This is a genomic window from Mesobacillus thioparans, from assembly GCF_965138835.1.
Classification (GTDB): Bacteria; Bacillota; Bacilli; order Bacillales; family Cytobacillaceae; genus Mesobacillus; species Mesobacillus thioparans.
This window is the reverse complement of the sequence record NZ_CBCSFH010000019.1, coordinates 1-12,437: the sequence shown is the minus strand read 5'-3', so window position 1 is coordinate 12,437 and position 12,437 is coordinate 1. Positions and strand designations below refer to the sequence as shown.

General features: G+C 44.9%; 15 protein-coding genes and 9 tRNA genes. 22 read left to right on the top strand and 2 right to left on the bottom strand.

Annotation, left to right across the window (positions count from 1 at the left end):
- Nucleotides 1–108: 108 nt before the first annotated feature.
- From alr to ACNAZ4_RS21515, 12 genes are all read left to right on the top strand, one after another.
- Nucleotides 109–1,266, top strand: a complete 1,158-nt coding sequence (alr, locus tag ACNAZ4_RS21570; protein WP_415817979.1) for an alanine racemase — start codon at nt 109–111, stop codon at nt 1,264–1,266.
- Between the two features lie 193 nt (nt 1,267–1,459).
- On the top strand, nt 1,460–1,741 hold the full coding sequence (locus tag ACNAZ4_RS21565) for a CopG family ribbon-helix-helix protein (RefSeq protein WP_031308192.1): 282 nt from the start codon (nt 1,460–1,462) through the stop codon (nt 1,739–1,741).
- Nucleotides 1,742–1,745: 4 nt separating this feature from the next.
- A complete protein-coding gene (ndoA, locus tag ACNAZ4_RS21560) occupies nt 1,746–2,096 on the top strand; it encodes a type II toxin-antitoxin system endoribonuclease NdoA (protein ID WP_041967053.1) in 351 nt (116 codons plus the stop codon).
- Nucleotides 2,097–2,960: 864 nt separating this feature from the next.
- Nucleotides 2,961–3,794, top strand: a complete 834-nt coding sequence (locus tag ACNAZ4_RS21555) for an RsbT co-antagonist protein RsbRA (RefSeq protein ID WP_415817977.1) — start codon at nt 2,961–2,963, stop codon at nt 3,792–3,794.
- Nucleotides 3,791–4,147: an STAS domain-containing protein gene (locus tag ACNAZ4_RS21550; protein WP_041967776.1), complete on the top strand. Its 357-nt coding sequence runs from the start codon at nt 3,791–3,793 to the stop codon at nt 4,145–4,147. The genes ACNAZ4_RS21555 and ACNAZ4_RS21550 overlap by 4 nt, the downstream gene beginning before the upstream one ends.
- A gap of 4 nt (nt 4,148–4,151) precedes the next feature.
- Nucleotides 4,152–4,553: an anti-sigma regulatory factor gene (locus ACNAZ4_RS21545; protein ID WP_041967777.1), complete on the top strand. Its 402-nt coding sequence runs from the start codon at nt 4,152–4,154 to the stop codon at nt 4,551–4,553.
- An 11-nt stretch (nt 4,554–4,564) separates the two neighbouring features.
- Nucleotides 4,565–5,575: a PP2C family protein-serine/threonine phosphatase gene (locus ACNAZ4_RS21540; protein ID WP_415817974.1), complete on the top strand. Its 1,011-nt coding sequence runs from the start codon at nt 4,565–4,567 to the stop codon at nt 5,573–5,575.
- Nucleotides 5,576–5,633: 58 nt separating this feature from the next.
- Nucleotides 5,634–5,966, top strand: a complete 333-nt coding sequence (locus tag ACNAZ4_RS21535; RefSeq protein WP_415817972.1) for an anti-sigma factor antagonist — start codon at nt 5,634–5,636, stop codon at nt 5,964–5,966.
- Nucleotides 5,963–6,436 carry an anti-sigma B factor RsbW gene (gene rsbW / locus ACNAZ4_RS21530; RefSeq protein WP_214911619.1) on the top strand — a complete coding sequence of 158 codons (474 nt, stop codon included), beginning with the start codon at nt 5,963–5,965 and terminating at the stop codon, nt 6,434–6,436. The genes ACNAZ4_RS21535 and rsbW overlap by 4 nt, the downstream gene beginning before the upstream one ends.
- Nucleotides 6,414–7,208, top strand: coding sequence for an RNA polymerase sigma factor SigB (sigB, locus tag ACNAZ4_RS21525; protein ID WP_144481156.1), 795 nt, complete (start codon nt 6,414–6,416; stop codon nt 7,206–7,208). Before rsbW ends, sigB begins: the two co-directional genes overlap by 23 nt.
- Entirely contained in the window at nt 7,205–7,801 is a 597-nt protein-coding gene (locus tag ACNAZ4_RS21520; protein ID WP_415817969.1) for a PP2C family serine/threonine-protein phosphatase, read from the top strand. The genes sigB and ACNAZ4_RS21520 overlap by 4 nt, the downstream gene beginning before the upstream one ends.
- Nucleotides 7,802–7,946: 145 nt before the next feature.
- Nucleotides 7,947–10,127 carry a Tex family protein gene (locus ACNAZ4_RS21515; RefSeq protein ID WP_415817967.1) on the top strand — a complete coding sequence of 727 codons (2,181 nt, stop codon included), beginning with the start codon at nt 7,947–7,949 and terminating at the stop codon, nt 10,125–10,127.
- A 140-nt stretch (nt 10,128–10,267) separates the two neighbouring features.
- Here ACNAZ4_RS21515 and ACNAZ4_RS21510 read toward each other — a convergent pair whose 3' ends face one another.
- Nucleotides 10,268–10,405 carry a hypothetical protein gene (locus ACNAZ4_RS21510; protein WP_415817964.1) on the bottom strand — a complete coding sequence of 46 codons (138 nt, stop codon included), beginning with the start codon at nt 10,403–10,405 and terminating at the stop codon, nt 10,268–10,270.
- Nucleotides 10,406–10,460: 55 nt separating this feature from the next.
- Nucleotides 10,461–10,571, bottom strand: a complete 111-nt coding sequence (cmpA, locus tag ACNAZ4_RS21505; protein WP_139378277.1) for a cortex morphogenetic protein CmpA — start codon at nt 10,569–10,571, stop codon at nt 10,461–10,463.
- Nucleotides 10,572–10,664: 93 nt separating this feature from the next.
- On the opposite strand from cmpA, the gene ACNAZ4_RS21500 reads away from it, so the two are divergent.
- The 10 genes from ACNAZ4_RS21500 (at nt 10,665) to ACNAZ4_RS21455 (ending at nt 12,397) form a co-directional block, all read left to right on the top strand.
- A complete protein-coding gene (locus tag ACNAZ4_RS21500) occupies nt 10,665–11,141 on the top strand; it encodes a SprT family protein (RefSeq protein WP_415817961.1) in 477 nt (158 codons plus the stop codon).
- A 131-nt stretch (nt 11,142–11,272) separates the two neighbouring features.
- Nucleotides 11,273–11,347, top strand: a tRNA-Asn gene (locus ACNAZ4_RS21495).
- 18 nt (nt 11,348–11,365) lie between these two features.
- Nucleotides 11,366–11,456: transfer RNA gene (locus ACNAZ4_RS21490), tRNA-Ser, on the top strand.
- 15 nt (nt 11,457–11,471) lie between these two features.
- Nucleotides 11,472–11,546, top strand: a tRNA-Glu gene (locus ACNAZ4_RS21485).
- Nucleotides 11,547–11,573: 27 nt separating this feature from the next.
- Nucleotides 11,574–11,649, top strand: a tRNA-Asp gene (locus ACNAZ4_RS21480).
- Nucleotides 11,650–11,656: 7 nt separating this feature from the next.
- A tRNA-Gln gene (locus tag ACNAZ4_RS21475) sits at nt 11,657–11,731 on the top strand.
- A 155-nt stretch (nt 11,732–11,886) separates the two neighbouring features.
- Nucleotides 11,887–11,962 (top strand) — tRNA-Lys (locus ACNAZ4_RS21470).
- 66 nt (nt 11,963–12,028) lie between these two features.
- Nucleotides 12,029–12,113, top strand: a tRNA-Leu gene (locus tag ACNAZ4_RS21465).
- Between the two features lie 58 nt (nt 12,114–12,171).
- A tRNA-Leu gene (locus tag ACNAZ4_RS21460) sits at nt 12,172–12,257 on the top strand.
- Nucleotides 12,258–12,320: 63 nt separating this feature from the next.
- Nucleotides 12,321–12,397: transfer RNA gene (locus ACNAZ4_RS21455), tRNA-Arg, on the top strand.
- Nucleotides 12,398–12,437 lie beyond the last annotated feature (40 nt).

Below are 12,437 nucleotides of genomic sequence, written 5' to 3'. Positions count from 1 at the left end.
ATCCTTCGGCTGAAAATCCGTATATATTATCCATTTGACATTGAGTTCTTTCGGTTTGATAATAAAACAATATAAATAACGTTCGGATTGAAGGAAGTGGAGTTTTCGGTGGAAGAGCAAGGATTTTTTTACCGTGATACATGGGCAGAGGTGGACCTGGACAGAATCAAGAACAATGTAAAAGAGATCACAGGTCATTTGTCCGAGGAAGTTGAATTTATTGCAGTTGTGAAAGCCAATGCCTATGGACACGGAGATTTGCAAGTGGCTGAGGCAGCGATGGAAGCGGGAGCGTCAATGCTTGCTGTAGCCTTCATGGACGAAGCACTCGCTTTGCGGAAAAAGGGGATCACTGCACCGATCCTTGTGCTTGGCGCAAGCCGGCCAGGGGACGTGAATATCGCAGCTGAGGAAGGAATCATCCTGACTGTTTTTCAGAAAGAATGGCTGGAAAAAGCACAGGACGCATTGCAAAAGGATGCTACCCTTTTGCTTCATATAAAAGTAGATACAGGCATGGGCCGGATCGGCATACGCTCGGTGGAGGAGCTGAAGGCTGTAGAAGGCCTTATTGAGGAAGACCCGCGGCTTGATTTTCACGGGATCTACACGCATTATGCGACAGCGGATGAATTGGATGATACGTATTTCAACAGACAGCTTTCACTTTTCAGGGAAATGCTGTCTGGCCTCAATCATCAGCCGTCTGTCGTCCATAGCAGCAACAGTGCTGCAGCCCTGATGCATCCCGATGCCCGCTTCAACGCTGTCAGAATAGGAATCGTGATGTACGGACTGGCGCCATCAATGGAGATTGCCCCTGAATTGCCGGTGGAGCTGCAAGAGGCGTTCACTCTCCACTCAAGGATTGTTCATGTGAAGAAGCTTGAAAAAGGTGAAAAAGTCAGTTACGGTGCTACCTACGAAGCTCCTGAAGAAATTTGGGTAGGGACGCTTCCGATTGGGTATGCTGATGGATGGATAAGAAGGCTGCAGGGGCAGGAAGTACTGGTCGATGGCAAAAGATCTCCGATCATTGGCCGGATTTGCATGGACCAATGCATGGTCAGGCTTCCGTATGAAGTTCCGGTCGGAACAATCGCAACCCTGATCGGCTGCCAGGAACAAGAATCGATCTCCATCAATGAGATCGCAAACAAGCTGGAAACCATCAATTATGAAGTCCCTTGCATCATTTCCTCGAGGGTGCCGAGACTGTACAGGCAAAATGGCAAAGTCGTCGATTTGAACAATTCGCTGTTATAAAACACATCCAATAATTAACAAAGCTGTGTAATCCCGTTAATACCATGCATAAAATACTAATTTTTTGGCGGATAATACAGAAGAATTGCTGATTTACCTTTGCATCTGGCTGAAATAGTGATAATATTAGTAATGGTAGAGAGAGAACGAACTTAATAATGGTATGTAGTGATGATGGTGGAGGTGTATGTTTGTGTCTGAATCCAGCGCAACAACTGAGATTTTGGTAAAGTTACCGCAGCATCTGTTGAGTGAACTAGATGGATTTGTTAAACAAGAAAACGTAAACCGCAGCGAATTTATTTATCAGGCAACAAAAATGTTCTTGCGTGAGAAGAAAAAGAGACAAATTCGTGAATCCATGAGACGTGGCTATATGGAAATGGCCAAGATTAATCTAACCATTGCATCAGAAGCATTTCAAGCAGAATACGAGGCAGAACACACAGTCGAACGTCTAGTCAGCGGAGGATGATCCTTTGATTGTCAAACGTGGTGACGTCTATTTTGCAGACCTATCCCCAGTTGTTGGTTCGGAACAAGGCGGTGTACGCCCTGTACTGGTCATCCAAAACGACATCGGGAATCGGTTCAGTCCCACAGTCATTATCGCAGCGATCACAGCACAGATCCAAAAAGCCAAGCTTCCCACTCATGTAGAAATTGATGCGAAGCGGTACGGTTTTGAAAGAGACTCGGTCATATTATTGGAACAAATACGCACAATCGACAAACAGCGCCTAACCGATAAGATTACCCATCTCGATGACGAAATGATGGAAAAAGTGGATGAAGCCCTTCAGGTAAGTTTAGGTCTTATTGAATTCTGATAAACAGCACGCTCTTGAAAGAAGAGCGTTTTTTTGTAACCGAACACCTGGCCTGCCAGCAGGCCTTTTACATAACCCTAAAATAAAATCGGATGTTTTCTGTGTGGGAGGCAAGCATAGCGCTTGTCTCTTTTTTAATTGTTTAGGGGCTGTTTGTGAGATGGAGCTGGATTTGGACAGGTTAGATGAGATAAGCAGAAAAGTTTTCGAATTAAGTTTGGAGTTCAAACAGGTTTGGCAGGAAAAGCAGGAAAGTTGTCTGAAGTAACCCCAAGTTCGGACAGGTTTGGCGTGATAAGCAGGAAAGCTGTCCGAAGNAGCCCCGAGTTCAGACAGGTTTGGAAGGAAAAGCAGNAAAGCTGTCCGAAGTAGGNCCNAGTTCAGNCAGGTTTGGNGNGAAAAGCAGGAAAGCTGTCCGAAGCAGCCCCGAGTTCAGNCAGGTTTGGCGTGATAAGCAGGAAAGCTGTCCGAAGTAGGTCCAAGTTCAGACAGGTTAGACGGGAAAAGGAGAAAAGCTGTCCGAACCAGACTCGAGTTCAGACAGGCTAAGCCAAAAGCGCAGAAAAGCTTATCTAAAGCTAGCCTGAATTCGTCGGTCTTCCAAAACCTTCTTGAACGAAACATAAATTTGGCCGCAATAAAATTGAATTCAGGGAAAATAGGGATAATAAGTTTATCCGGTTTGCGATATTCCATGAATCGTGTCGACAAGTTGATTTTATTTGACGAAAGAAAACTGTTATCATTAAATGGATATATATAGTCTGGGTTTTGTGAAAATTAAATTACAGTTTTAAATATGGTTTACATTTGGACGGATTGGGGTAATGTAAAATTTTGTTGTGATAGAATGGGGAGGATGCAATGAATAAAATCATTTCAAGTTACATCCAGGGTCATAAACAAGAAATCCTGGATCTATGGATAGATAAGACGAAAGAGGAAGCGGATGACAGGGTGATCCGATTGGTTTCCGATCGAGTATTCCAGTCTGCGAGCAAGGAATTTGTTGATTTGATCATCTCGAATTTTATCGGGACGAATGAAGAATATAAAGAAAAATTGACAGATTTTGCTGAAAAGGTTGTAAGACTGGGCTGGCCGCTGACATTTGTCACTAAAGGCCTGCACACCTTCAACCTGATTGTGTTCGAAGGGATGCAGGCAGAAGGAATCGTAACGCCTGAAAACCAGATGGACATGGTGTACGAATTCGATCGCTGGTCGACGCCGATGAACAATGAAATTGTCAGTGTCTACTCATCCACATGGGAAAGGACAGTTTCGCTTCAAAAAATTGCCCTCCAGGAACTTTCGGCACCGCTTATTCCTGTATTTGAGGGGATCACGGTGATGCCGCTCGTCGGTACCATCGATACTGAGCGGGCGAAGCAGATCATGGAAAACCTGCTGAAGGGCGCGGTCAAACATCGTTCTGAAGTAGTTCTTATAGATATAACAGGTGTTCCTGTCGTGGATACGATGGTTGCCCACCATATCATCCAGGCAGCGGATGCTGTCAGGCTGATCGGTGCCAAGTGCATGCTTGTGGGGATCCGTCCGGAAATTGCCCAGACAATTGTCAACCTGGGGATCGACCTGAATCAATTTACAACGAAGAATAACTTGAAAAAAGGAATTGAAGCAGCTCTTGAGCTGACAAATAAAAAAATCGTTTCACTGGAGGGAGCAAATTGAGAATACCTATCCTAAAACTGGATGATTGTCTATTGGTCTCTATACAATGGGAGCTCGATGATCAGACGGCTCTTCAATTTCAAGAGGACTTGCTCCATAAAATTCATGAGACTAGTGCCAATGGCGTCGTCATTGATTTAACATCAATTGATTTCATCGACTCTTTTATCGCCAAAGTACTTGGGGATGTCATCAACATGTCCAAGCTTATGGGTGCGATTGTAGTCATAACAGGAATCCAGCCTGCCGTTGCGATTACGCTGATTGAATTGGGGATTGGACTTGATGATGTCCTGACTGCATTAGATTTAGAAAAAGGTTTGGAGAAATTACAACAGGAATTGGGGGAATAGCTGAATGGACATCCAATCCTGCGTAACAATTATCAATGAATGGGACATCGTGGCCGCACGCCAGCTTGGCCGGAATGTTGCGAAAGAGCTTGGATTCGGCACAGTTGACCAAGCAAGAATCACCACTGCCATAAGTGAATTGGCCAGGAATATTTACTTGTACGCCGGAAAAGGACAGATCTGCATCGATAAACTGTATGACGGCGGAAAAGCGGGATTGCGAATCAATGCAGTAGATAGCGGTCCAGGTATTAAAGAAATACGCCAGGTCATGGAAGATGGTTTTTCAACATCAGGAGGACTAGGAGCCGGCCTTCCCGGGGTAAAGCGTCTAATGGACGAATTCGACATAGACTCAACTCCCGGACAAGGAACACAGATCAAAGCGACTAAATGGCTCCGTTAGGGGGAGAAAGTATGGATTTCCGAGAAATGATGGAATCAAAGTATCGGGATATTCTTGACAATTATATTAAAGAGCAATCTGAGCAAGCTTTATATGCAGGGCAGAAGTTCAGCCGTAAGTCGATCGAGCAAAAAATCGCACCGGAAGAAATCGTCAGCCTTCATAAAAGTATACTGCTTGAGATGTACCCTGAACTTCCAGAAGATATCATGCACTCTTTTGATATTCTCCTAGAGGTTATGATCGCTTATGGAATCGCATATCGTGAGCATCAAAGCCTAAGGCACCAGCAGGAGGAATTAAGGTCTGAAATGGAAATTGCTGCCAATGTCCAGCAAACCCTGCTTGGCACCAATATCCCTACCGTTCCGGGACTCGATATTGGGGCAATCAGCGTTCCGGCGAAGCATATGAACGGTGACTATTTCCATTTTGTCCAGGATGAGAACAATAATATCAGTGTTGCGATCGCTGATGTCATCGGGAAAGGGATTCCGGCAGCTCTTTGTATGTCCATGATTAAATATGCGATGGACAGTCTGCCAGAAAACCGGCTCGATCCGAGCAGCATTCTGGAAAACCTGAATAGGGTCGTCGAACAGAACGTTGACCCAAGCATGTTCATCACGATGTTTTATGGAATGTTCAATCCTTCCAACAATATCTTCTATTATGCTTCCGCAGGGCATGAACCTGGCTTCTATTACGATTCCAAAAAGAAGGAATTCTCAGAGCTGGTCGCAAGAGGCCTGCTTTTAGGAGTGGACAAGCGGACGAAGTATACCCAGTACGAAAAAGAAATCCTGCCTGGGGATATGGTGATCCTGATGTCTGACGGAGTGACTGAGTGCAGGACGGAAGAGGGTTTCATCGAAAAGGAAACATTAATCGGATATATAAATAAATATATTCACTTAAATGCTCAGGAAATTGTCAATAATATCTTTAGGGAACTAGAAAAACTTCAGCATTTCCAATTGCGCGATGATTTTACATTAATCATTTTAAAAAGAGATGTTTAATCAGGGCCCTAAGCGGGTAAATCAAAAAAGCAATTGAATTGTAAAGGGTGGGTCATTTATGAATATTTCGATAGATGTTAAAGAAACAGAATCTAAGTTAGCAGTGAAAGTAAGCGGCGAAATTGATGCATATACAGCTCCACAGCTTCGAGAAAAGCTTTTCCCTTTGTCTGAAAAAGAAGGTGTAAAAATGGTTGTTGACCTTTCGGAGGTCAATTATATGGATAGTACCGGGCTTGGAGTCTTTGTAGGAGTATTCAAAAACGTCCGTGCAAACGACGGCGAGTTCAAGATCGTCGGCTTGTCCGAGCGTTTGCAGAGACTGTTCGAAATTACCGGCTTGGCCGATATTATCGATATAAACAGCCAGATTGAGGGTGGAGTGCAATGAACCAGTCATTTGACTATATAGAAATGAAAATCCCGGCCAAACCGGAATTCGTGGGTGTCATTCGTTTGACCCTGTCTGGTATTGCAAGCCGCATGGGTTTTTCCTATGACGAAATTGAAGATTTAAAAATCGCTACCAGCGAAGCGTGTACAAACGCTGTGCAGCATGCATACAAAAACAATGAAAATGGCGAAGTCATCATCGGTTTTGGATTGTATGAAGACAAGCTTGAAGTGATGGTTGCAGATAATGGCCAGAGCTTTGATTTCCATTCAGCACGTCAGGGGCTTGGTCCTTATGAGCAGAATAGTTCCGTGGAATTCCTTCGCGAAGGAGGCTTGGGACTGTATCTGATCGAAACCTTGATGGACGAGGTGAGGATCCATCACAAAGAGGGCGTCACGGTCTTTATGACCAAGTACCGAGAAGGAGAGCAGGTGGAGAGAGATGCAGAGACAATCTCAACCTAAGCAAAGGCCGAAAGAAGAGATTAATGAATTAATCAAAGCCTACCAGCTGCATGAGGATGCAGACGCCCAGAATGAGCTGGTTCTTCATTATCAAAACCTTGTCGAAACAATCGCGAGAAAGTACTCGAAGGGAAGATCATTCCATGAGGATATTTTCCAGGTTGGGATGATTGGTCTTTTAGGCGCTATCCGCCGTTACGATGAAACATTCGGCAAAAGCTTTGAAGCCTTTGCCGTTCCGACAATCATTGGTGAAATAAAAAGGTTCCTAAGAGATAAAACGTGGAGCGTCCACGTACCGCGCAGGATAAAGGAGCTTGGTCCAAAGATCAAGACAACAGTCGAAGATTTGACTACCCAGCTGCACCGCTCACCTCGAGTGGATGAAATTGCCGAAGCACTCCAGGTTTCCGAAGAAGAAGTGTTGGAAGCAATGGAGATGGGGAAAAGCTACCAGGCCTTATCCGTTGACCATTCTATTGAAGCCGATTCTGATGGCGGAACAGTCACCCTGTTGGACATCGTCGGAAACATTGATGAAGGCTATGAAAAAATCAACCAGAGAATGGTCCTCGAAAAAGTACTTCATGTACTGAGCGAGCGCGAAAAGTTAATTATCCAATATACCTATCTTGATAACCTTAGCCAGAAAGAGGCTGGTGACAAGCTTGGTATCTCACAAATGCATGTATCAAGGCTTCAAAGAAGGGCCATCAAAAAGCTTCAAGAAGCAATTCATGCGGAAAACAACAATTCGGAGTACATTACATGATCCAACAGTTCAAAGACAAAATAGAACTTTATGCTTACCAGACAATCAAAGAAGGTAAATTAGAGTGCGGTGACAGTTACTATTATACAGCCACCGATGATTATTTTGTCTGTGTAGTGGCAGATGGACTAGGGTCAGGGCAATACGCGCATGAAGCATCTGCGGCGGTCGTTACCGTAGTCGAGCAGCACCATCATGAAGATGTTGACACACTCATGAAATACTGTAATAACATATTGGTGCAAAAGCGAGGGGCCGCTGTCTCGATCTTCAAGGTCTATTTCGAAAGCCGCCAATTTGTGTACAGCTGCGTTGGGAATATTCGCTTTTTCCTTTACGCGCCAAACGGCAAATTAACCTACCCTTTGCCAGTAACAGGCTATCTTTCAGGGAAGCCGCAAGTATTCCACACCCAACGATTTGTTTACGAGCCGGATTCAAGATTCCTGATTTACTCAGATGGGTTTGATATCCATGGCGCAAAAACACTTTTGAAGGGATATCGATCAGTGGCAGCCGTGGCGGAACAAATTAAAAGCGAGTATGCAAACTCAATGGATGATGCAACTTTTATTGTAGGAAGTCTACTATAGCCGGTGGACTTCTTTTTGTTTTGTCTACATGCGATCATGCAGAATAATCTCCCTCTATACAGAAGCTGAACTGTAAACCTCACCCTCGTTTTGGTACACTATTAAAGTATCAAGCAATATCAATATGATAATGGAGGATTGTCTCTTGACTCAAACAATGGATAAGCAGGACCAATATATAAAAATCATTGCCAAAGAGCAATCGTTAACAGCAAAACAGGTGCAAAGTGTGATTTCGTTGATCGGAGAAGGGAACACGGTTCCGTTCATTGCCCGATATCGAAAAGAAATGACTGGCGCCCTTGATGAAGTGCAAATCCGCGACATCGTTGAAAGATGGCAATACATACAGAACTTAGAGCAGCGGAAAGAAGAAGTCATTAGGCTGATCGAGGAACAGGGGAAGCTGACAGGTGAACTTAAAGCAAACATTGAAAAATCGATCAAGCTTCAGGAAGTAGAAGACCTTTATCGCCCGTACAAACAAAAAAGAAGAACGAAAGCGACAGTTGCGAAAGAGAAAGGTCTTGAGCCTCTTGCACAATGGATGCTGGAGTTCCCGGTTAGCGGAAGCCTTGAAGAAAAAGCCCGAGAATTTTTATCAGATGAAAAAGGTGTTGAATCCGTCGAAGATGCGGTTTCAGACGCAAAGGACATCGTTGCCGAAATCGTTTCTGACGATGCAGACAGCCGCAAGTGGATCAGAACCGAAACCTTTAAGACAGGTTCAATTGAATCGGCCGTAAAGAATGAAGAGCAGGACGAGAAAAAAGTCTACGAAATGTATTACGAATACTCGGAACCTGTCAATAAAGTGGTCCCTCACAGAATCCTTGCGCTCAACCGTGGTGAGAAGGAAGACCTTCTAAGGGTATCAATCAAGCCGAAAACAGATGTAATCATGAGTTACCTGCAGCGCAAGTGGATTTCCAAAAGTCATTCGGTTACAGCACCTTCGATAACGGAAGCGATTGAGGATGCCTACAAACGCTTGATCCAGCCATCAATTGAACGTGAAATCAGGAATGAGCTTACAGAAAAAGCGGAAGAGCAGGCGATCCATATCTTTTCCGAAAACCTGCGCAAGCTGCTCCTCCAACCGCCGTTAAAAGGAAAGGTCGTTCTTGGAGTAGACCCTGCTTTCCGGACAGGCTGTAAATTGGCTGCTGTCGATGATACCGGAAAAGTATTATCAATCGGAGTGATCTATCCGCATACCTCGAGTGCCAAAAGTACCGAAGCTCGGGACAAATTCATCAAAGTCCTGAAAGATTACAATGTAGAAATGGTCGCCATCGGCAATGGTACAGCTTCAAGGGAGACAGAACAATTCGTATCGGATATCCTGAAGGAGCTGGATCGAGAAATTTACTATCTAATCGTCAATGAAGCAGGCGCAAGTGTCTACTCGGCATCTGACCTTGCCCGGGAAGAGTTCCCGAACTATCAGGTAGAAGAGAGAAGTGCCGTTTCGATCGCCCGCAGATTGCAGGACCCTTTGGCCGAACTCGTAAAAATCGATCCTAAATCTGTAGGTGTCGGTCAGTACCAGCATGACGTAAGCCAGAAGAAACTATCTGAGTCCCTGACATTCGTTGTGGAAACGGCAGTTAACCAGGTAGGTGTAAACGTAAATACTGCGTCCTCCTCACTGTTGCAATATGTATCAGGCCTATCAAAGACGGTTGCCAATAACGTTGTCAAAAAGCGTGAAGAGGAAGGCAAGTTCACAAGCCGTGCACAGCTAAAGAAAATTCCGCGCCTTGGAGCCAAAACCTATGAACAAGCAATCGGATTCCTCCGTGTCATTGACGGAAAAGAAGCGCTTGACCGCACTGGCATCCACCCGGAAAGCTATAGTGAGGTAAAGCAGCTGCTGGACAGTCTCGGATTTAAAACGTCTGATTTAGGGACACCCGCCTTAAAGGAAGCTTTAGGGAAAATCAATATAGACCAGACAGCTGGCCAGCTTGGAATCGGAAAACTGACGCTTAAAGACATCATTGATGCTCTCGTCCGTCCAGAAAGAGACCCGCGGGACGAACTCCCAGCTCCGCTTCTAAAGAAAGATGTTCTAAAGCTGGAAGATCTAAAACCAGGTATGGAGCTTCAAGGAACCGTAAGAAATGTTGTTGATTTTGGAGCTTTTGTTGATATCGGCGTCAAACAGGATGGCCTTGTCCACATCTCCAAACTAAGCAACCGCTTTGTAAAACACCCATTGGATATCGTCTCGGTAGGCGATGTGGTCACTGTATGGGTAGACAGTGTAGACCAGAAAAAAGGCCGCGTCGCTTTGACGATGCTGAAGCCTGAACAAGCATAATGAAGAAGACTGCAGTGAATCCTGCAGTCTTTTTCGTTTTATATGAAATTATAAAATTAATTAGGTGTGGATAAATACTGTAGGTGTGATAATCCAGCTCCAGCGCCTAGCCCCTCGAGACGCTTGCCTAGTGTCGCCTCCTAGAAACTCTGCAACTTCAACTCCGCCCGCAGAAGCAAAAAGCGCATCTTTGTCGGAGTCTCCAGTTTCTGCGTTTCTGGGCGGTCGGCTATACTTTCCATTTCGGTCCTGCCAATGAAGTCAAAGAACGACTTCACTGTCAGGTCCTCCAGCGCTTGTCGGGGATGAACGAGGCGCTTGTGCTTTTTGTTCTTACTCCTGTTTCTTCCTATAAAAAAACCAACATTGATTTAAGAGTTTGATCTGATAACGATTTTTTTCATAGAAGGCTCGTTTCATTTGATTCTGGAACCAGACAGGCATAAACAATACCTCCTCAAGATAAATACGGTAAAAGGTAACATTAATATATGCTATAATGGGTTGTCAGGTTTCTTAAAAGGCAGGAGTTTTCAAATGACAGACCAAGAATTGCAGAACCTTGTTAGTAAAATCTCAAATGACTTTTTTCGAAAGCCATTCAGGCATAAAGCCTTCTTCAACTCCAGGCTTCGAACCACCGGCGGCAGGTATATGCTGAATAGCCATAATATCGAAATCAACAGAAAGTATTTCGAACAGCTGGGCGAAGAAGAGCTTGTTGGTATTATCAAGCATGAACTTTGTCATTACCATCTTCATCTGGAAGGGAAAGGCTACAAACATCGAGATAACGACTTTAGGAAATTATTGAAGCAAGTTGGTGCACCAAGATTTTGTTCTACTCTGCCGGAAGAAAAGAAACGAAGATCCAAGAACCAAAAATTCCTGATTTACCAATGCAGCGACTGTAAGTTGGAATATCGTCGGAAAAGAGCCATCAACACTTCGAAATATGTGTGCGGAAAATGCCGGGGGAAGCTGATCAAGGTTAAAGAAATAGTTATAGATTAAGGTTTCCAGGCATTTAATCAGGGGTGTGAAAAAATATTAAAAACATGGTTGACTTTTGCTGGGCTGCTACCTATAATAGTAAGAGTCGATAAGACGTCAACACGAAATAACGCAAGAAGAAATGCTGCTATTCCGCAGTAGCTCAGTGGTAGAGCACTCGGCTGTTAACCGAGCGGTCGTAGGTTCGAATCCTACCTGCGGAGCCATTATTTTTTTCGAGGTATGGGGAAGTACTCAAGAGGCTGAAGAGGCGCCCCTGCTAAGGGTGTAGGTCGGGTAACCGGCGCGAGGGTTCAAATCCCTCCTTCTCCGCCAGAACATTTCATATATGGCCCCTTGGTCAAGCGGTTAAGACACCGCCCTTTCACGGCGGTAACACGGGTTCGAATCCCGTAGGGGTCACCATTTTCAAAACCAAACAATATCTTCAATGGTCCCGTGGTGTAGCGGTTAACATGCCTGCCTGTCACGCAGGAGATCGCCGGTTCGATCCCGGTCGGGACCGCCATTTTTATTGGGCTATAGCCAAGCGGTAAGGCATCGCACTTTGACTGCGACATGCGTTGGTTCGAATCCAGCTAGCCCAGCCATTTTTTGAGCCATTAGCTCAGTCGGTAGAGCAGATTGCTCACTGCATTGAGTTTCTTCCCTGGCAATCTGCGAGAAAGACCGGAGGTCTTTTGAGCATCAGATGCGACAAGGGAATATAAGTGGGTGGATACAATCTTTGTTCCACTTCAAATGCGAGCCATTAGCTCAGTCGGTAGAGCATCTGACTTTTAATCAGAGGGTCGAAGGTTCGAGTCCTTCATGGCTCACCAGTTTTTTCTCGCGACAGTGAAAAAAACTTTCTATAGATTTCTGCTTCGGCAGAATGATATTAATACGCGGGTGTGGCGGAATTGGCAGACGCACCAGACTTAGGATCTGGCGCCGCAAGGCGTGGGGGTTCGACTCCCTTCACCCGCACCATTAATTACCTGTTGATTAATGTATCTGAATCAGTTAAGATATAAACCTGTCATGTTATGCGGTCGTGGCGGAATGGCAGACGCGCTAGGTTGAGGGCCTAGTGGGGGCAACCCCGTGGAGGTTCAAGTCCTCTCGGCCGCACCAAAAAACTTGTTGACACACAGAGATAAACGTGTTAACATGTAAAAGTTGCTATTAAAACAATATGCGCCCGTAGCTCAATTGGATAGAGCGTCTGACTACGGATCAGAAGGTTATGGGTTCGACTCCTTTCGGGCGCGCCATTATATTTTCTCTTTATCGGGGAGTAGCTCAGCTTGGTAG

Excerpts from the sequence above, each read along its gene's own strand:
- ACNAZ4_RS21540 (WP_415817974.1), top strand. The coding sequence starts at position 4,565 with ATGGATTTCCGAGAAATGATGGAATCAAAGTATCGGGATATTCTTGAC.
- ACNAZ4_RS21555 (WP_415817977.1), top strand. The coding sequence starts at position 2,961 with ATGAATAAAATCATTTCAAGTTACATCCAGGGTCATAAACAAGAAATC.
- ACNAZ4_RS21500 (WP_415817961.1), top strand. The coding sequence starts at position 10,665 with ATGACAGACCAAGAATTGCAGAACCTTGTTAGTAAAATCTCAAATGAC.
- ACNAZ4_RS21520 (WP_415817969.1), top strand. The coding sequence starts at position 7,205 with ATGATCCAACAGTTCAAAGACAAAATAGAACTTTATGCTTACCAGACA.
- rsbW (WP_214911619.1), top strand. The coding sequence starts at position 5,963 with ATGAACCAGTCATTTGACTATATAGAAATGAAAATCCCGGCCAAACCG.
- sigB (WP_144481156.1), top strand. The coding sequence starts at position 6,414 with ATGCAGAGACAATCTCAACCTAAGCAAAGGCCGAAAGAAGAGATTAAT.
- cmpA (WP_139378277.1), bottom strand. The coding sequence starts at position 10,571 with ATGCCTGTCTGGTTCCAGAATCAAATGAAACGAGCCTTCTATGAAAAA.
- ACNAZ4_RS21535 (WP_415817972.1), top strand. The coding sequence starts at position 5,634 with ATGAATATTTCGATAGATGTTAAAGAAACAGAATCTAAGTTAGCAGTG.
- ACNAZ4_RS21545 (WP_041967777.1), top strand. The coding sequence starts at position 4,152 with ATGGACATCCAATCCTGCGTAACAATTATCAATGAATGGGACATCGTG.